The sequence below is a fragment of the Sphaerisporangium corydalis genome, from assembly GCF_025506355.1.
GTDB classification, from domain to species: domain Bacteria; phylum Actinomycetota; class Actinomycetes; order Streptosporangiales; family Streptosporangiaceae; genus Sphaerisporangium; species Sphaerisporangium corydalis.
This window is the reverse complement of sequence record NZ_JANZYP010000030.1, coordinates 1-17,587: the sequence shown is the minus strand read 5'-3', so window position 1 is coordinate 17,587 and position 17,587 is coordinate 1. Positions and strand designations below refer to the sequence as shown.

At 72.5% G+C, this 17,587-nt stretch carries 14 protein-coding genes; 9 read left to right on the top strand and 5 right to left on the bottom strand.

Translation table 11 applies throughout. The annotated features are described in order from the left end of the window. The first annotated feature begins 75 nt into the window (after positions 1–75). From NYZ98_RS20980 to NYZ98_RS20960, 5 genes are read left to right on the top strand one after another with little or no spacing between them, the layout of a single operon-like run. The gene (locus NYZ98_RS20980; RefSeq protein ID WP_262844539.1) at positions 76–960 is read left to right on the top strand and encodes a carbohydrate ABC transporter permease; all 885 of its coding nucleotides are present in this window, start codon (positions 76–78) and stop codon (positions 958–960) included. Beyond that, complete coding sequence (locus tag NYZ98_RS20975; protein WP_262844538.1) at positions 957–1,904, top strand: carbohydrate ABC transporter permease; 948 nt, start codon at positions 957–959, stop codon at positions 1,902–1,904. Before NYZ98_RS20980 ends, NYZ98_RS20975 begins: the two co-directional genes overlap by 4 nt. After that, a complete protein-coding gene (locus tag NYZ98_RS20970; protein WP_262844537.1) occupies positions 1,901–2,965 on the top strand; it encodes an ABC transporter ATP-binding protein in 1,065 nt (354 codons plus the stop codon). The genes NYZ98_RS20975 and NYZ98_RS20970 overlap by 4 nt, the downstream gene beginning before the upstream one ends. After that, a complete protein-coding gene (locus NYZ98_RS20965) occupies positions 2,962–4,185 on the top strand; it encodes a CehA/McbA family metallohydrolase (protein ID WP_262844536.1) in 1,224 nt (407 codons plus the stop codon). Before NYZ98_RS20970 ends, NYZ98_RS20965 begins: the two co-directional genes overlap by 4 nt. 60 nt (positions 4,186–4,245) lie before the next feature. Further along, a complete protein-coding gene (locus NYZ98_RS20960; RefSeq protein ID WP_262844535.1) occupies positions 4,246–7,071 on the top strand; it encodes a glycoside hydrolase family 38 N-terminal domain-containing protein in 2,826 nt (941 codons plus the stop codon). Between the two features lie 46 nt (positions 7,072–7,117). Here NYZ98_RS20960 and NYZ98_RS20955 read toward each other — a convergent pair whose 3' ends face one another. Then, positions 7,118–7,327 (bottom strand): ubiquitin-like protein Pup, encoded by a 210-nt coding sequence (locus tag NYZ98_RS20955; protein ID WP_262844534.1) that lies wholly within the window; start codon positions 7,325–7,327, stop codon positions 7,118–7,120. 235 nt (positions 7,328–7,562) lie between these two features. Here NYZ98_RS20955 and NYZ98_RS20950 point away from each other — a divergent pair, with 235 nt between their 5' ends. Beyond that, the gene (locus tag NYZ98_RS20950) at positions 7,563–7,967 is read left to right on the top strand and encodes a hypothetical protein (protein WP_262844533.1); all 405 of its coding nucleotides are present in this window, start codon (positions 7,563–7,565) and stop codon (positions 7,965–7,967) included. Between the two features lie 121 nt (positions 7,968–8,088). Next, the gene (locus NYZ98_RS20945; protein ID WP_262844532.1) at positions 8,089–8,970 is read left to right on the top strand and encodes a serine/threonine-protein kinase; all 882 of its coding nucleotides are present in this window, start codon (positions 8,089–8,091) and stop codon (positions 8,968–8,970) included. A gap of 114 nt (positions 8,971–9,084) precedes the next feature. Here the strand turns inward: NYZ98_RS20945 and dop are convergent, their stop codons facing one another. The 3 genes from dop to NYZ98_RS20930 all read right to left on the bottom strand — a co-directional run bounded on the left by dop (position 9,085) and on the right by NYZ98_RS20930 (position 13,629). Beyond that, positions 9,085–10,602, bottom strand: coding sequence for a depupylase/deamidase Dop (gene dop, locus NYZ98_RS20940; RefSeq protein WP_380706631.1), 1,518 nt, complete (start codon positions 10,600–10,602; stop codon positions 9,085–9,087). A 179-nt stretch (positions 10,603–10,781) separates the two neighbouring features. Then, complete coding sequence (gene arc, locus NYZ98_RS20935) at positions 10,782–12,545, bottom strand: proteasome ATPase (RefSeq protein ID WP_262844531.1); 1,764 nt, start codon at positions 12,543–12,545, stop codon at positions 10,782–10,784. A 223-nt stretch (positions 12,546–12,768) separates the two neighbouring features. Further along, on the bottom strand, positions 12,769–13,629 hold the full coding sequence (locus NYZ98_RS20930; protein WP_262844530.1) for a tRNA (adenine-N1)-methyltransferase: 861 nt from the start codon (positions 13,627–13,629) through the stop codon (positions 12,769–12,771). 117 nt (positions 13,630–13,746) lie between these two features. Between NYZ98_RS20930 and NYZ98_RS20925 the strand changes: the two genes are divergently transcribed. Then, positions 13,747–14,844 carry a GNAT family N-acetyltransferase gene (locus NYZ98_RS20925; protein WP_262844529.1) on the top strand — a complete coding sequence of 366 codons (1,098 nt, stop codon included), beginning with the start codon at positions 13,747–13,749 and terminating at the stop codon, positions 14,842–14,844. A 42-nt stretch (positions 14,845–14,886) separates the two neighbouring features. Here NYZ98_RS20925 and NYZ98_RS20920 read toward each other — a convergent pair whose 3' ends face one another. Continuing rightward, positions 14,887–15,894 carry a YbaK/EbsC family protein gene (locus tag NYZ98_RS20920; RefSeq protein ID WP_262844528.1) on the bottom strand — a complete coding sequence of 336 codons (1,008 nt, stop codon included), beginning with the start codon at positions 15,892–15,894 and terminating at the stop codon, positions 14,887–14,889. 208 nt (positions 15,895–16,102) lie between these two features. Here NYZ98_RS20920 and NYZ98_RS20915 point away from each other — a divergent pair. Then, the coding region (locus NYZ98_RS20915; RefSeq protein ID WP_262844594.1) for an AAA family ATPase at positions 16,103–17,587 on the top strand (1,485 nt) is incomplete at its 3' end.

Genomic DNA, 17,587 nt, shown 5'->3' with positions numbered 1-17,587 from the left:
GCCGTGTCAGGGACGCGCACGGGTTGGGTCGTGCGAAGGACGTGTACGCGAGCGGGCGCGGGCGAAGCGGGCGCCGTGAACACCGACGCGGCGGGGCTGGGCAGGGCACGGGCGTTCGGGTTCGTCCTGCCCGCCCTGGTCCTGGTCGGGGTGTTCCTGATCTTCCCGGCCCTGTGGACCATCTACCTCGGCCTCACCGACTTCCGGCTCACCGGCCTCGCGGCGGCGAACCCGAGCCTCGTCGGCGCCGACAACTACCTCACGGCGCTCGGCGACGAGCGGTTCCACACCTCGCTGTGGCTGACCGTCCAGTTCGTGCTCGGCTCTGCCGTCATCGGCCAGGCCGGGCTCGGGTTCGCCATCGCCTGGGCGCTGCGCAACCGCACCGGCCCGGTCAAGCGGACGGTCGAGGGCCTGGTGCTGCTCGCCTGGATCCTGCCCTCCTCGGTGGTGGCGTTCCTGTGGATCGCCCTGCTCGACCGCGACCAGGGCACCCTGAACGCGTTCCTGCACACCCCGGGATTCGCCTGGCTGCTGGACCACCCGATGGCGTCGATCATCGTCTTCAACACCTGGCGCGGCACCGCGTTCTCGATGATGCTGTACGGCGCGGCGCTGGAGAACGTGCCGCCGTCCCACCTGGAGACCGCGCGGCTGGCCGGCGCCTCGACCTTCCAGCAGCTGCGCGACGTGGTGTTCCCGAGGATCACGGGGCACATGCTGACCAACCTGCTGCTGATCAGCCTGTGGACGTTCAACGACTTCACCAGCTTCCAGATCACCGCGGGCGGGCCGGAGGGGCGGTCGGAGATCCTGCCGGTCTACATCTACAACGTGGCGGTCAGCGGCGGCAGGCTCGGCTTCGGCGCCGCGGTGTCGTTCCTGGTCCTGCTGATCAACCTGGTCCTGGCCCTGGTGTACCTGCGGCTGCTGCGCGGCCGGCGCGGGGTGGCCACGTGACCGGGGGCGACATGACCGGGGACGGCGTGACCCGGGACAGCGTGACCGGGGGCGGTACGACCGGGGACGGTGTGACCCGGGGCGGTACGGCCGGGGGCGGCCGGGTCGTCACGGTGGAGACCGACCGGGTGCGGCACGCGGTGGCCGTACTCGGGCGGGCCACCTTCCTGGCCGCCGTGGCGGGGTTCTTCGCGCTGCCGCTGCTGTGGCTGGCCACCGCGCCGTTCGACGCCCACCCGACGATCACCGCGTCGGTCCCGGAGTTCACGCTGCGCAACTTCAGGGCGCTGCTGGACAACCCCTACGTCCTCAGCTCGCTCGGCAACTCGGTCATCCAGGCGGCGGCCAGCGCCGCCCTGGTGGTGGTGCTGGCCGCGCTCGCCGCCTACGCGCTGTCGCGGGTGCGGGTGCCCGGCAGGGACGCCCTGCTGTACGTCCTGCTGCTGCTGTCCTCGGTGGTCACCGGCACCGCCGCCATGGTGCCGATCTTCGAGCTCGCCACCCGGCTCGACCTGATCGACACCCACCTCGGCGTCATCCTGACCCTCTCGGGCGGGCTGCTCCCGGCCGCGATCTTCATACTGAAGGACTTCATGGACGGCACGCCGACCTCATACGAGGAGTCCGCGCGCGTGTTCGGGGCGAGCCCCCTGCAGATCCTGCGGCACATCGTGATCCCGGTGATCCGCCCCGGGCTGGCCACGATCGCGGTCTGGGCGGTCGCCTCGGTGTGGGGCAGCTTCCTGACGCCGTTCATCCTGCTGCGCGACCCCGCCAAGGCGCCGGGCGCGGTGATCCTCTACACGCTCTACACCGAGGGCGGCTCGCCGCGCCTGGACCTGATCTCGACCTTCTCCCTGCTCTACTCCCTCCCCGTCGTCCTCATGTACGTCTTCGTCAGCCGCAGATACGGCTTCCGCTTCCACGGAGGGATCAAACGGTGATCTCGCTGCACGGCCTGACCAAGGAGTTCCCCGGCGGCGTCCGGGCGGTCGACGGGCTGGACCTCGCGATCGCCGACGGCGAGTTCTTCGCGCTGCTCGGCCCCTCGGGATGCGGGAAGACCACCCTGCTGCGGACGATCGCCGGCCTGGAGGCCCCCACGTCGGGGCGCGTGGTGATCGGCGACGCGGACGTGACGGCGCTGCCGCCCGGGCGGCGCGACGTCGCCATGGTGTTCCAGGACTACGCCCTGTTCCCGCACATGGACGTCACCGCCAACATCGCCTATCCGCTGCGCGTCAAGAAGGTGCCGCGCGCCGAACGCGAGGCCAAGGCGGCCGAGACGGCGGCGAGGCTCAGCCTGTCGGAGCTGCTGGCCCGCCGGCCCGCCCAGCTGTCCGGCGGCCAGCAGCAGCGGGTGGCGCTGGCCCGCGCCATCGCCTGCCACCCGGCGGTGTTCCTGTTCGACGAACCGCTGTCCAACCTGGACGCCCGGATGCGCCTGGAGGCCAGGACGTTCCTCAAGCGCCTCCAGCGGGAGCTCGCGGTCACCACGGTCTTCGTCACCCACGACCAGGGCGAGGCGCTGGCGATGGCCGACCGCATCGCCGTCATGTCCGCCGGGCGGATCATGCAGGTCGGCACGCCCTCGGAGGTGTTCCAGCGGCCGGCCAACACCTTCGTCGCCTCGTTCATCGGCTCCACGCCGATGAACCTGCTGCCCGGCGTGGCCGAGGACGACGGCCTGCACGTAGCCGGGGCCGTCCTGCCCCCGGCGCCGGGCGTCGCCGGCGGCGAGGAGATCGTGTACGGGCTGCGCCCGGAGTACATGGACCTGGCGGACGCGGCCAGGAAGGACGCCTTCGCCGGGCAGGTCTCGGTGGTGGAGAATCTGGGCACCTCCTTCCTGGTGACGCTCGAAGTGACCTCGCCCTCGGGCGACCACCTGGTCCAGGCCGTCGTGCCCGAGGACGCCGAGCCGCCGCCCGGCGCGCGGGCGTGGGCCGTCCCGCGCCACCCCCGCGCCCTGGTCTACCGCCACGGCGCGCTGGTGGTCCCGTGAGCGTCCCGGGGCCCGTCACGCTCAGCGGGCGCTGGACGCTGGACGACCGGCTCCGCGCGCCGGTACACGCGCTGCCCGTCGAGCTTCCCCCCGGCACCGCCGCGTTCACCGTGGAACTGTCGTACGACCGTTCCTCAGGGGTGCTGGACCTCGGGTGCGAGGGTCCCGCGGGATTCCGCGGCTGGTCGGGCGGTGCCCGCTCCCGGTACACGATCGCGCCCGGGTGGGCCACCCCCGGCTACCTGCCGGGCGAGCTTGAGCAAGGCGTGTGGCGGGTGCTGACCGGGCTGTACCGCGTCCCGTTCGCGGGCCTGCCGTACCAGGTCACGGTGACCCCGCACGCCGATCCCCCGCCGCCGCCCGTCCCGCCCGCCGCTCCCCCGCCCTCCGGCGTCGTGCCCGCCTCGGCGCGCCGCCGGCTGCCGGAGCTGGACGGCCTGCGCTGGCGGGCCGGCGACCTGCACGCCCACACCGTGCACTCCGACGGTTCGCTGACCGTGGCCGAGCTGGCCGCGCTGGCCCGGTCGTCGGGGCTGGACTTCCTGGCGGTCACCGACCACAACACCGTCAGCCACCACGCCGAACTGCCCGGCGTCGCCTCGGCGGCCGGGATCACGCTGGTCCCCGGCCAGGAGGTCACCACCGACCTCGGGCACGCCAACGCCTTCGGCGACATCGGCTGGGTCGACTTCCGCGAGCCCGCCGACTCCTGGGCGCGCGCCGCGCGCGAGCGGGGCGGGCTGCTGTCGGTCAACCACCCGCTGGCCGCCGACTGCGCGTGGCGCCACCCGTTCACCGAGCGGCCCCGCACGGCGGAGATCTGGCATTCGGGCTGGTGGGACCGCACGTGGGGGGCGCCGCTCGCCTGGGCGCAGGCCTGGCGCGACGATTTGGTGCTGGTCGGCGGCGGCGACTTCCACCGTCCCGGCGAGAACCACCCGCCCGGCATGCCCACGACCTGGGTGCTCGCCGGCGGCGAGGGGCCCGGGCCGGTCGTCGCGGGCGTGCGCGCCGGGCGGACCGCCGTGTCCGCCGGCCCGGACGCGCCCCTGCTGCTGCGGCACGGCGGGGAGTTCCTGGTGCTGGACGCCGACGGGCTCGTGCTGTGGGGCCCCGAGCACCGTTCGGTGGTCAGGGGCGACCGCGTGACCCTGCCCGCCCTGCCGGGCCCGCACCGGCTGGAGACCCCGCGCAACGAGGTCATGGCCCTGTGCACCTGACCTCGGGCCGCCGGGCCCGTGCCCTGTCCACCACCGCACCACACCCGGAAGGCGAGCGCGTTGAGTGAGATCGTGGTCGTTCCCCACACCCACTGGGACCGCGAGTGGTATCTGCCCTTCCAGCGTTTCCGCATGGGGCTGGTCCGCATGCTCGACGAGGTGCTCGACACCATGGCCGCCGACCCGCTCTACCGGTTCACCATGGACGGGCAGCTCGCGGCCGTGCAGGACTACCTGGAGATCCGGCCCGAGCGCCGCGCCGACGTCGCCGGGTTCGTCGCCGAGGGCCGGTTCGCGGCCGGGCCCTGGACGATCCTGGCCGACGAGTTCCTGTGCTCGGGCGAGACCCTGATCCGCAACCTGGAGTACGGCCTGCGGGGCGCCCGCGAGCTGGGCGGGGCCATGGAGGTCGGCTACCTGCCCGACCAGTTCGGGCACTGCGCCCAGATGCCGCAGATCCTCGCCCTGGCCGGGCTGCCGGTCGCCTGCCTGTGGCGCGGGGTCCCCGCGTCCGTCGAGCGCGACGCGTTCGACTGGAAGGGCGCCGACGGCACGGTGATCCCCGCCCAGTACCTGCCGGGCGGGTACGGCAACGCCGTGGCCCTGTTCTCCGGCCCGCCGGAAGGGCTCCCCGACCGCCTGGAGTCCTTCACCGCCACCATGCGCCCGTGGCACCCCGAGGGCCCGCTGCTGGCGATGTACGGCGCCGACCACTCCGCGCCCTCCGGCGACATCACCGCCGCCGGCCTGCGCCTGGCCACGCTCGGCGAGTACCTCGCCCTGGCGCCGCCCGCCGGGGGGCCGGCGGTCGTGGAGGGCGAGCTGCGCTCCCACGCGCGGGCCAACATCCTGCCCGGCGTCATCTCCGCCCGGATCCCGCTGAAGCAGGTCATGGGGCGCGCAGAGCGCGTCGTCACCCGGTACGCCGAGCCGCTGGCGGCCCTGTGGCTGAGCGAGCGGCACGGGGACGCGCAGGATCCCGCCGGCCGTGAGCGGCGCGCGGCCGACCGCACGGCCGCGCGCCGGCTGATCGAGCTGGCCTGGCGCGGCCTCATCGCGTGCAGCGGGCACGACTCCATCACCGGGTGCGGTGCCGACGAGACCGCCCAGCAGGTCGAGGCGCGCGTCGCCGAGGCCGAGCAGATCGGGCAGGCGGTGGTCGACATGGTGAACTCCTCGCTGGCCGCGACCGCCGGGCGGGACCAGATCGTCGTCGTCAACCCCTCGCCGTTCGCCAGGACCGCGCTGGTGCTCGCCGACCTGCCGCTGGAGCGGTCGCGCCTGACCGCCCCCGGCGGCTCGCCCGTGCCCGCGCAGGCGCTGCGGCACGCCCCCACCCTGCTGGACGAGTCCACGATGGAGGACCTGTCGCGGCTGCTCGGGCGCGTCCACGAGCGCGAGCTGTTCGGCCACGAGATCATCTCCTGGTCGGCCGAACAGGACGTGTTCACGGTCGTGGTGGGCCGCCACGCGACCACCGGCTACCGGTACGCCGACCTCAAGGACGCCATCCTCGGCGCGGCGGCGGCCAGGCCGGGGCCGTGGCGGGTGCGCACCGTGGCCGAGCCGGTGGTCACGGTCGCGGCGCGCGTGGAGGTCCCGGCGATGGGCCGCACGGTCCTGACCTCGGTGCCGCACGACGCTCCCCCGGCCGAGGCGGACGCGGGCCTTCCCCCGGCCGAAGCGGACGCGGGCGCTCCCCCGGCCGAGGCGGACGCCCTTCCGGCCGAGGCGGGCGCGGGCGCCCCTCCCGCCGGGACGGGCGCCGGGGCCCTGCCCGAGGGCGTCCTGGACAACGGCCTGCTGCGGGTGACGGTGGACGGCGACGGGACCCTGTCGCTGCGCACCCCCTCGGGCGCGCACGTCTCGGGGGTGGGACGGATCGTCGACGGCGGGGACGACGGCGACACCTACAACCACGCGCCGCCGGCCGGCGACCGCCTGGTGGAGGTCCCGGACACCGTGAAGGTCACCGCGGTGTGCGCCGGGCCGCTGGTCTCGGTGCTGGAGGTGGCCCGGGGGTACCGCTGGCCGGGCCACGCGGCGGGCGGCGCGCGCTCGGCCGAGGAGGCCGAGGTGACCGTCACCACCCGCGTGGAGCTCAGGGCGGGCGAGCCGTTCGCGCGCCTGGCGACCACGTTCGGCAATCCCTGCCGCGACCACCGCGTGCGCTGGCACGCGCCGCTGCCGCGCGAGGCCGCGGAGTCGTTCGCCGCCGGGCAGTACGCGGTCGTGCGCCGGGGGACCTCGGCCGAGGGCGGGGGCGGCGAGGAACCGCTGCCCACCTTTCCCGCGTCCGGCTTCGTGGCCGCCGGGGGCCTCGCGGTCCTGCTGGACCACGTCTGCGAGTACGAGCTGGTGTGCCCGCCGGGAGCGGGCGCGGGGGGCGAGCTGGCCGTGACGCTGCTGCGGGCGGTGGGCCACCTGTCGCGCAACGACAACGCGATGCGGGACGAGCCGGCGGGCCCGCAGATCGCGACGCCGGGGGCGCAGTGCCCCGGGATGATCACCGTGCGCTTCGCCGTGCACCTGTACGAGGGGACCTGGGACCGGGCGGGGCTCGTGCGCCTGGCCGAGGAATACCACCATGAGCTGCTGGCGGCGCCCGGCTCGGCGGCCGATGCCGCCCGCACCATGCCCGTCTCCCCACTGGAGGTGGGCGGTGACGGGGTGGTGCTCGGCGCCCTGCGCGAGCGGGACGGGTGGCTGGAGGCCCGCCTGGTGGCCCTGCACCCGGCGGCCACCGAGGCGGTCGTCCGGGGGCCGTTCACCAGGGCCCGGCTGGCGGACACCTCGGGCCGTCCGGTCCGCCCGCTCGATGCCGCGGGTGGTGTCGTGCGGCTACCGCTCCGCCCCTTCGAGATCGCGACGCTTCACATGGCCTGACCGGCGCGCCTGCGTCCGAGGGCGGAGCGGGTGGACCCTCGGCCCCTTACTGACCACCCTTTTGCACGTAGCTGCGGACGAACTCCTCGGCGTTCTCCTCCAGCACCTCGTCGATCTCGTCGAGGATCGCGTCGACGTCGTCGGTCAGCTTCTCCTGACGCTCCTGGACGTCCGGTGACGCCTGTGCCTCGGTCTCCTCGACCTCGGTCTCCTGCCGGCTGGTCTGCTTCTGTCCGCCGGTGTCCTTAGTCGCCATGTGGTACCTCCGCTTGGGGGACGCATCTGATTCATATCTTCCCCGAACCGGACGACATTTCGCGCGGATCGTCCTGTGATCTACGCGAGACCGTCTGGAGGAGGGCCTTCTCGTCAGACAACCTCCCCGCAAGGGTCTATGGCAAATCAGTTGAATTGGCACGATTTGGGTGCGTTGGACAGTAGAGCTATCCAATGGTTGGATAGGGACACTGTCCAACTCTTGGGAGGGCCCGATGTCCCCGGCATCACTCAGCACCGCGGGCGTGCTGCTGATCACCGTCCCCGCCGTCGCCTTCGGCGGCGCCTCGCTGCTCACCTTCATCGGCCGGCGCACCCCCGGCTACCTCGACAACCCGGTCCGGCGCGGCCTGTGGCGGGCCGGCCACGCCCACGCGGGCGTCCTGGTGCTGCTGGCCCTGGTGGCCATGCTCTACGTCGACCAGGCACACCTCTCCGACGGCCTCAAAGGGCTCGTACGCGGGCTGGTGACCGCCGCCCCGATCCTGATGCCCCTGGGGTTCTTCCTGTCGGTCGTACGTCCCAGCGACACCCGGCCCAGCAGGCTAATATGGCTGACCGGGATCGGCGGCGTCTGCCTGGCGGCCGGCACCCTCATCCTGGGGGTCGGCCTGGTGTAAATCAGATTGTTACCCCGCACCGTATGGCATTCTGTGGTGATCCACCCATAGGCATCCCGTTCCGACCGGAAAATGGAACGGCCTTGGGGGCAGGGCACGATGCCAACTGTGAACGGGTGACATGAGAGCGGATCACGCACAGCTCCTCGGAGATCGGTACCGTCTGATCTCGCCGCTGGGTCAAGGGGGGATGGGCATCGTCTGGCGCGCGCACGACCGCCGGCTCGCCCGCGACGTCGCGATCAAGGAGCTGCGGCCCGCCCGCCACGACGACGAACTCGACGTGCACACCGCCCGGCGCCACGCCCTGCGCGAGGCCCGGTCGGCCGCCAGGCTCAGCCACCCGGCCATCGTCACCGTCCACGACCTGCTGGAGGAGGACAACCGGCTCTGGATCGTCATGGAGCTGGTGGAGGCCCTGACCCTGCAGGCGACGGCGTGGCACCTCGGCCGCCTGCCGGTCCACTGGACCGCCTGGATCGGCTTCCACCTCCTCAGCGGCCTGCGGCACGCGCACGCCGCCGGGGTGCTGCACCGCGACATCAAACCGGGCAACGTGCTGCTCACCGGCGAGCGCGTGGTCCTCAGCGACTTCGGCATCGCGGTGCTCCAGGGCGAGTCCTCCCACACCAACACCTCGCCGATCGTGGGCTCGCCCGGGTACATCGCGCCGGAGCGGCTGCGCGGCCACCCCGCGACCCAGGCCGCCGACCTGTGGTCGTTCGGCGCCACGCTCTACTTCTCGGTGGAGGGCAGGCCGCCCGCCGTCGAGACCGGGGACATCCTGGCCGACCGGGCCCCCGGGGAGACCAGGATCCCCAAACGCGCCGGCGCGCTAGGGGCGCTGCTCAAGGGGCTGCTCGTGTCCGACCCGGCGGAGCGGCTCACCAGCGACCAGGCCGCGATGGTGCTGTCGGACATCCTGCGCAAGGAGGGCATCGCGGTGCCCCCCATGCGGCTGACCGGCAGCGGGCTGTTCCCGCCCGGTGCCTTTACAATGTAGATCACAATCGCTCGGACGGCTCCGGCCAGGGCGGGTCGCGCCGGTCCGGTGCCACCCGGCCGGTGTCACCGCGCGGCCGGGCGGTAGGCGGGCGGGCCCGCGGGCCCGCCCGGCTCAGCGTTCGCCGGTGAGGGCGCTGACCAGCTCGGCGGCGGTGCGGCAGCGGTCGAGCAGCTCCCCCACGTGGGCCTTGGTCCCGCGCAGCGGCTCCAGGGTCGGCACCCGCTGCAGCGACTCCCGGCCGGGGATGTCGAAGATGACCGAGTCCCACGAGGCCGCCGCGACCGACTCGCTGTACTGGCGCAGGCAACGCCCCCGGAAGTAGGCCCGGGTGTCGTTGGGCGGCAGCTCGATCGCCCGCTGGACGTCCTCCTCGGTCACCAGCCGCTGCATGCGGTCGCGCGCCACCAGGCGGTTGTACAGGCCGCGGTCGGGACGGATGTCGGAGTACTGCAGGTCGACGAGCTGGAGCCGGGGGTGCGACCAGGCCAGGCCGTCCCGCGAGCGGTAGCCCTCCAGGATCTCCAGCTTGGCCACCCAGTCGAGCTCACGGGAGAGCTGCATGGGGTCCTCGGCGAGCCGGGTGAGCACCGACTCCCAGCGGTTGAGCACGTCCTTGGTCAGGTCGTCCACGGCGGCGCCGAAGCGGTCCTCGACGTACTTGCGGGCCTGCTCCAGGTACTCCATCTGGAGCTGGACGGCGGTCATCTTGCGGCCGTCCCGCAGGGTCATCTCGTACTTGCAGGTCGGGTCGTGGGAGACGGCTCGGAGCGCCGCCACCGGGCTCTCGACCGACAGGTCGCCGGTCAGGAACCCGTCCTCGATCATCGCCAGCACCAGCGCCGTGGCGCCGAGCTTCAGGTAGGTGGAGATCTCGGACATGTTCGCGTCGCCGATGATGACGTGCAGCCGGCGGTACTTCTCGGGGTCGGCGTGCGGCTCGTCGCGGGTGTTGATGATCGGCCGCTTCAGCGTGGTCTCCAGCCCGACCTCGACCTCGAAGAAGTCGGCGCGCTGGCTGATCTGGAACCCCTCGCCGCGCGAGTCCTGCCCGATGCCCACCCGGCCGGCCCCGCACACCACCTGGCGGGAGACGAAGAACGGCGTCAGGTGCCTGACGATGTCGGCGAAGGGCGTGGCCCGCCGCATGAGGTAGTTCTCATGGCAGCCGTAGGAGGCGCCCTTGTTGTCGGTGTTGTTCTTGTAGAGCTGGATGGGGGCGTTGCCCGGCATGCCCGAGGCGCGGACCGCCGCGTCGTGCATGACGCGCTCGCCCGCCTTGTCCCAGATCACCGCCGCGCGGGGGTTGGTGCACTCGGGCGTGGAGTACTCCGGATGGGCGTGGTCGACGTAGAGCCGCGCGCCGTTGGTGAGGATGACGTTGGCCAGCCCCAGGTCCTCGTCGGTGAGCTGGGTGGGATCGGCGATCTCACGGGCCAGGTCGAAGCCCCGGGCGTCGCGAAGTGGATTCTCCTCCTCGAAGTCCCATCTGGCGCGGCGCGCCCGGGCGGCCGAGGCCGCCAGGTAGGCGTTGACCACCTGTGAGGAGGTCACCATCGCGTTAGCGCCCGGCTGCCCGGGTACGGAAATGCCGTACTCGGTCTCGATGCCCATGACCCGCCGTACCGTCACGCTCTCAGCCCTTCATCTGTGCTTCGCACCCGGACCTCCGCCGTCGCACCGCCCGTCACCACCGAGCCTAGACCGTCGCACGGCCGCGACGGCCCTAAGGTCCGCTGCCCGAGGGCCCTGGCGGGAAACGGCGACGGCGCGGCTCCGGGAGGAACCACGCCGTCGCATGCCGGTTTCAATCAGAGGTACTGGCCGGTGTTGGCGACCGTGTCGATCGACCGCCCGGCCTCTGTGCCCTGCTTGCCGGACACAAGAGTGCGGATGTAGACGATGCGCTCGCCCTTCTTTCCGGAGATGCGGGCCCAGTCGTCGGGGTTGGTGGTGTTGGGCAGATCCTCGTTCTCACTGAACTCGTCCACGCAGGCGGCCAGCAGATGCTGGATCCGCAGGCCCTTCTGCTTGGTCTCGAGGAACGCCTTGATGGCCATCTTCTTGCCCCGGTCCACGATGTTCTGGATCATGGCGCCGGAGTTGAAGTCCTTGAAGTACAGGACCTCCTTGTCGCCGTTGGCGTAGGTCACCTCGAGGAAGCGGTTCTCCTCGCTCTCGGTGTACATGCGCTCGACGACCCGCTGGATCATGCCGGCGACGGTGGCCTCGCGAGAGGAGCTGTGCTCGCCGAGGTCCTCGTCGTGCAGCGGGAGTTCGGTGGTGATGTACTTCGAGAAGATGTCCTTGGCCGCCTCCGCGTCCGGCCGCTCGATCTTGATCTTGACGTCCAGGCGGCCGGGCCGCAGGATCGCCGGGTCGATCATGTCCTCGCGGTTGGACGCGCCGATGACGATGACGTTCTCGAGGCCCTCGACACCGTCGATCTCCGACAGCAGCTGGGGAACGATGGTGTTCTCGACGTCGGAGGAGACGCCGGAGCCACGTGTGCGGAAGATCGAGTCCATCTCGTCGAAGAACACGATCACCGGGGTGCCCTCTGAGGCCTTCTCCCTGGCCCGCTGGAAGACCAGGCGGATGTGCCGCTCGGTCTCGCCCACGTACTTGTTGAGCAGCTCCGGGCCCTTGATGTTGAGGAAGAAGCTCTTGCCGGACTGGCCGGTCTTCTCCGCGACCTGCTTGGCCAGGGAGTTGGCGACGGCCTTGGCGATGAGCGTCTTGCCGCAGCCCGGCGGGCCGTAGAGCAGGACGCCCTTGGGCGGGCGCAGTTTGTGCTCGCGGAACAGGTCGGCGTGCAGGTAGGGAAGCTCGATGGCGTCCCTGATCTGCTCGATCTGCCGCATGAGCCCGCCGATCTCCTCGTAGGAGATGTCGGGCACCTCCTCGAGCACGAGCTCCTCGACCTCGGACTTCGGGATGCGCTCGTAGACGTAGCCGGAGCGCGGCTCCAGCAACAGCGAGTCACCCGCCCGGATCGGCTGGTCGAGCAGCGACTCGGCCAGGCGGACCACGCGCTCCTCGTCGGCGTGGGAGATGACCAGCGCCCGCTGGCCGTCCTCCAGGAGCTCCTTGAGCATCACGATCTCGCCGACGGTCTCGTAGCCGAGCGCCTCGACCACGTTGAGCGCCTCGTTGAGCATGACCTCCTGACCGCGCCTGAGCGCGTCGACGTCGACGGCGGGGCTGACGTTCACCCGGAGCTTGCGCCCGCCGGTGAACACCTCCACGGTGCCGTCGTCACGCGACTCCAGGAACACGCCGAACCCCGATGGCGGCTGGGCCAGGCGGTCGACCTCCTCCTTGAGCGCGACGATCTGGTCTCTCGCCTCTTTGAGGGTGGCCACCAGTCGTTCGTTCTGACCGGTGACGGCGGCCAGGCTGGCCTGCACCTCATGGAGACGTTCTTCCAGGACTCTGGCCTGCCGGGGCGACTCGGCCAGCTTGCGGCGCAACGCGGTGATCTCCTCCTGGAGGAAGGAGACCTGAGTTGTGAGGTCCGCGACCTCTCGTTCGCGCTGGGCGGCTCTAGCCTCAGCGTCCTCGCGAGCTGCCACAGTCACCTCCTTCCCAGTCGAGGGCGACTACTCAAGACCCTACCTATCTCGGGGGCATCCGTAACCTGGCCAGGGAGTGTTCGTGTCATTACATCCAGTGTTCGCTGTTTAATGCTTTTTGGATGGCTCTTTGCTAGTAAGCAGCTACGCACACGTTTCTGTTCCCCCGCTGTGCGTGTCAAAGCATGATTGACCGCCGGACGGAGCGCCAGACTTCGGGGGCTCATGTGGCCGCCTCCTCCCCGTAGGCGCCCTTGGCGGGCCGCCTGCGCCTGGGCGGGGGCGTCACGCCGTCCGCCATGCGACGGGCCGTGACGAGAAAGCCGGTGTGCCCCACCATCCGGTGACCAGGGCGCACGGCGAGCCCTTCGACATGCCAGTCGCGGACCAAGGTTTCCCACGAATGCGGCTCCGTGAAACTTCCGTGATCGCGCAGGGTTTCCACCGTACGGGACAATTGCGTCGTTGTCGCTACATAACAGCAGATAACGCCTCCTGGAGTCAGCGCCTTGGCGGCGGCGTCGGCACATTCCCACGGAGCGAGCATGTCGAGGATCACCCGGTCGACGTCGACCTCGTCGAGGGAGGCGACCAGGTCGCCCACCACCAGCCTCCACTGCTCCATGGGCCCGTCGTAGAACTTCTCGACGTTCTTGCGGGCGACCGCGGCGAAGTCCTCGCGCCGCTCGTAGGAGGTGACCCGCCCGTTCTCCCCGACCGCCCGCAGCAGGAAGCACGTGAGCGCCCCGGACCCGACGCCGGCCTCCACCACGCGCGCCCCGGGGAAGATGTCCGCCATCGCGACGATCTGCGCGGCGTCCTTGGGATAGACCACCGCCGCGCCGCGCGGCATCGACACCGCGTAGTCCTGGAGCAGGTGGCGGAAGGCGAGGTAGGATGTGCCGCCCGAGGAGCGGACCACCGACCCCTCGGGCTGCCCGATCAGGTCATCGTGAGGTATGGATCCCTTGTGGGTATGGAAGACCGCGCCCTCGCGCAAGGTCACCGTGTGACGCTTGTCCTTGGGGTCGGTGAGCTGGACCTGATCACCGGGCCGGAACGGCCCGTGCCTGCGAAAACCCATGCGCGCAAGGCTATATGCGACCGCCCCCCACTCGTGGCCCCCAGACCCTGGTCGGGGGTCGGATAAGGGTGCGGAAACCGTTCGACCCATGCCCCCGAAGCTGGTAGCACTTGAGGCATGTTTCCCCGTGAACCGATCCCCGCCGGCGACGTCGTCCTGCGCGAGCTCCTCAAGACGGACGCCGAGGCGATCGCGCGCGGGTGCCAGGACCCCGACATCATCAGGTACATCCCGACCGTGCCCGTGCCCTACGGCCTCGACGACGCGCTCACCTACGTCGGCGAGCTGGCCCCCGCGGACTGGAACCGGGGCGGCGCGTCGTTCGCCATCGCCGACGCCGCGACCGGCGACTGGCTCGGCAACATCGGGATCAAGCCGCTCGGCGTGCGCGGCGCCGGGGAGATCGGCTACCTGCTCGCCCCCTGGGCGCGCGGGCGCGGCGTGGCCGCGGCGGCGGCCCGCGCGCTGACCGAGTGGGCGTTCGCCCAGGGGGTCCACCGCGTGGAGCTGGTCGCCAACGTGGAGAACGTCGCGAGCCAGCGGGTGGCGATGGCCGCCGGCTTCCGGCGCGAGGGCGTCCAGCGCGGCGCCGACCCCCGGCGCGGCGGCGGGCACGACGACGTGGCGGGCTTCGCGCGTCTGGCCACCGACTCCGGTGAGCCCCAGCGTCCCTACCTGCCCGGCCTGCCGGGCGGCTCGCTCTCCGACGGCGTCGTGCGGCTCGCGCCGCTCACCCTGGACGACGCCGGCGCCTACCAGGAATTGATGAGCGAGCCCGAGGTCCTGCGCTACGGCGTGCCGCCGGAGGCCCCTCTCATGGAGGACACCCTGTCGCGCTGCCGGTACACCGCGATGTGGTGGCTGTCGGGCGAGCGGGCCGAGCTCGGCGTGCGCGACGCGGTCACCGGCGAGTTCGCCGGCCACATCCAGCTCACGAACATCGCCCAGCCGCTCGGCCAGGCCATGGTCGGCTACAGCCTGGCGCGGCGCTTCCGCGGCCGGGGCCTGATGACCAGGGCGGTCGTCCTGCTGGCCGACTGGGCGTTCACGAGCACGCCCCTGTTCCGGCTGGTCGCCGGCACCGCGCCGGAGAACGTCCCGTCCCACCGCGTGCTCGAACGCGCCGGGTTCACGCGCGAGGCGCTGATCAGGTCGCTGCTCCCGGGTCCCGGCGGCACCCGTCTCGACGACCTCCAGTGGGCCCGGACGCGCTGAACGGCTCAGGAGGACGCCGAGCGGGTCAAGGGGGGCGGCGGCTCAGGAGGGCGGCGGGCCGGGGGGCGGGGCGATGGGGGCGACCCGGGCGCCGATCACCCTGACGAGCGCGGCGGGCTCCAGCTCCAGCTCCAGGCCGTGCCGGCCGCTGGCGACGTAGACCGTGCGGTGCCGCAGGACGCTCGCGTCGGCCACCGCGGGCACCCTCAGCGGCACCCCGAGCGGGCTGACCACGTCGGTGCCGAGCAGGGACACCTCCGCCGCCGGCGCCACGCGCGCGACGCGCCCGCCGAAGGCCGCGGCGAGGGCCGCCAGGTCGACCGGCCCGCCGACCGGCGCCACCGCCAGCACGACGTGCCCGTCGACGTAGGCGACGACCGCCTTCAGCAGCCGGTCGTGGCCCACCCCCAGCTCGTCGGCGATCGATCTCCTGGATCGGGCGCGGGAGGGGTCGTGCGAATACGAATGCGTGGAGAACCGCACCTTGGACCGCCGCAGGGTCCGGATCGACAGGGTGTCGGGAAGTCTCTCGCGCGCCGGGACGGGAAATCGGGTCCCCGCCGCCTCACGCCGTTTTCTGAAGTCACGATATTTCGGGGTAAATACGTACAAATAATCGAGCAGTGCCTCGGCGAGCACCACCGCGTCCCTGGCGTCCTCCGCGGGAATGCGCCCGGCGCGGATATGCGCCGCCTCGTTGCCGATGAGCCGCAGATCCTCGGCCCACACCAGCAGCCTGCCCTCGATCAGCCCGCGCCGGCTCAGCACCTTCAGCGCCTGCGACAGCGGGGCCGCGGTCACCCCGTGGTCGGCGCAGACGCCCTCGAGCAGCCGTCTGACCATCACCACCGCCGAGGAGTGCGCGCCCGCGCGCAGGCAGTCCTTGGCCTCGCGCAACTCCGCGCGCAGACGCTCGGGGATCTCCGGCCCCTCCGGCCGCCCCGCAACGGGCCACAGGACGCGGACCTGGCGCGGCGGCCCCCACGCGTCCGTCCCGTCCGGCTCCGATCCCTCGCCGGAGGCGTCCGTCGCCAGTAAAAGGACGTGCATGCACACCTGACACACCGATAATGAATAAGGAGCCAGCAAAGACGGCAGAAAGGATCGGTGCGGGCCGTCCGGTTCGCGCGCGAGGGTGTCCCGTTCGCAGTGCGGGCATTCGACCAGATATCTGGCTCCCCAGCGTTCCACAAGCGGACGATAGACGATCCGAAACAGGCCGGACAACACGAACATGGGCGGGAGGCGGCCGGTGGCGATGTGGCCGTTCGCGGGGCGGCGGGAGGATCTCGCCCGTCTCGTGCGGCTGGCGCACGACGGGGCGGCGCACGGCGTCGTCATCGCCGGGCCCGCCGGGGTGGGCAAGAGCAGGCTGGCCACCGAAGTGCTGCGCACGTTCGCCTCCCCCGCCCACACCGTCATCCCGATCAGGGCGACCCGCGCGGCGGGCGGCATCCCGTACGGCGCGCTGGCCAGGCTGCTGCCGCCCGAGGCGCCGCCCGGGCTGGTCAACCCGCTGCGGTGGGCGGCCGACGCCGTGCGCGCCCACGCGGGGGGCCGCAGGCCCGTCCTCGCCGTCGACGACGCCCACCTTCTCGACGGCCCCTCGGCCGCCGCCGTGCACCACCTCGTGACCGTGGAAGGCGCCCTCATCGTCGCGACCCTGCGCACGGGCGAGCCCGCGCCCGACAGCGTCACCGCCCTGTGGCGGGACGGCCTGGCGGCGCGGGCCGACGTCGGGCCGCTCACCCTCGCCGACAGCGCCGCCGTCCTCACCGCCGCACTCGGCGGCCGGCCCGACGACGCCACCGTCCGGCGGCTCGCCGTCGCGACCGAAGGCAACGCGCTGCTGCTGCACGAACTCGTCGGCGCGGCCCGAGACGCCGGCACGCTGCGCCAGGTCAGGGGCATGTGGCAGCTCACGGGCGAGCCGCCCATGGCCCCGCGCCTCACCGAACTGGTCGGCGAGCGCATCGGCGCGCTGTCCCCCGAGACCGCGGCCGTGCTGGAGCTGACCGCCTTCGGCGAGCCCGTCGGGCTGGCCGCCCTGCTGGAGCTGACCCCGCCCGGGGCCGTCGAGCGTGCCGAGGAGCGCGGCCTGGTCCGCATGACCCGCGACGGCCGGCGGATGCTCGTCCGCCTCGGGCATCCCCTTTACGGGGAGGTGGCGCGGGCCGGGTGCCCGCCGCTGCGCCGCCGCAACCGGTACGCCGCGCTGGCCGGCGCGCTGGAGCGCAGCGGCGCCCGGCGGCGTGACGACCTGCTCAGGCTGACCGTGTGGCAGCTCGAAAGCGGCACGCAGGCGGCGCCGGGGCCGCTGCTGTCGGCGTGCGGGCTCGCGTGGTCGGCCCACGACTACACCCTGGCCATCCGGCTCGGCCGCGCCGCGCTGGCTGCGGGCGGCGGGGTGGACGCGGCCATCCTGCTGGCCACGGTCCTGGACTACGCGCAGTTCCCCGACGAGGCCCACGCCGTGCTCGCCCAGGCCGAGTCCGGCACCACCCCGCCCGCCCACCGGCCCACCGCGCCCGTGACCGGGCCGGATCCGGAGCCGATCGCGGGGGCAGGGGCGGGGTCCGATCCGGGAGCGGGGACGGAGACGGGACCGGAGGCGGAGACGGGAACGGCGGCGGAGACGGGAACGGGGGCGGAGGCCGGCACGGAGGCGGAGACGAGAACGGGGGCGGAGGTCGGCACGGGGGCGGAGGCGGGCACGGGGGCTGAGGCGGGGGCGAGTGCCGGG

Excerpts from the sequence above, each read along its gene's own strand:
- NYZ98_RS20930 (WP_262844530.1), bottom strand. The coding sequence starts at position 13,629 with ATGGGTTTTCGCAGGCACGGGCCGTTCCGGCCCGGTGATCAGGTCCAG.
- NYZ98_RS20920 (WP_262844528.1), bottom strand. The coding sequence starts at position 15,894 with ATGCACGTCCTTTTACTGGCGACGGACGCCTCCGGCGAGGGATCGGAG.
- NYZ98_RS20925 (WP_262844529.1), top strand. The coding sequence starts at position 13,747 with ATGTTTCCCCGTGAACCGATCCCCGCCGGCGACGTCGTCCTGCGCGAG.
- NYZ98_RS20950 (WP_262844533.1), top strand. The coding sequence starts at position 7,563 with ATGTCCCCGGCATCACTCAGCACCGCGGGCGTGCTGCTGATCACCGTC.
- NYZ98_RS20945 (WP_262844532.1), top strand. The coding sequence starts at position 8,089 with ATGAGAGCGGATCACGCACAGCTCCTCGGAGATCGGTACCGTCTGATC.
- NYZ98_RS20955 (WP_262844534.1), bottom strand. The coding sequence starts at position 7,327 with ATGGCGACTAAGGACACCGGCGGACAGAAGCAGACCAGCCGGCAGGAG.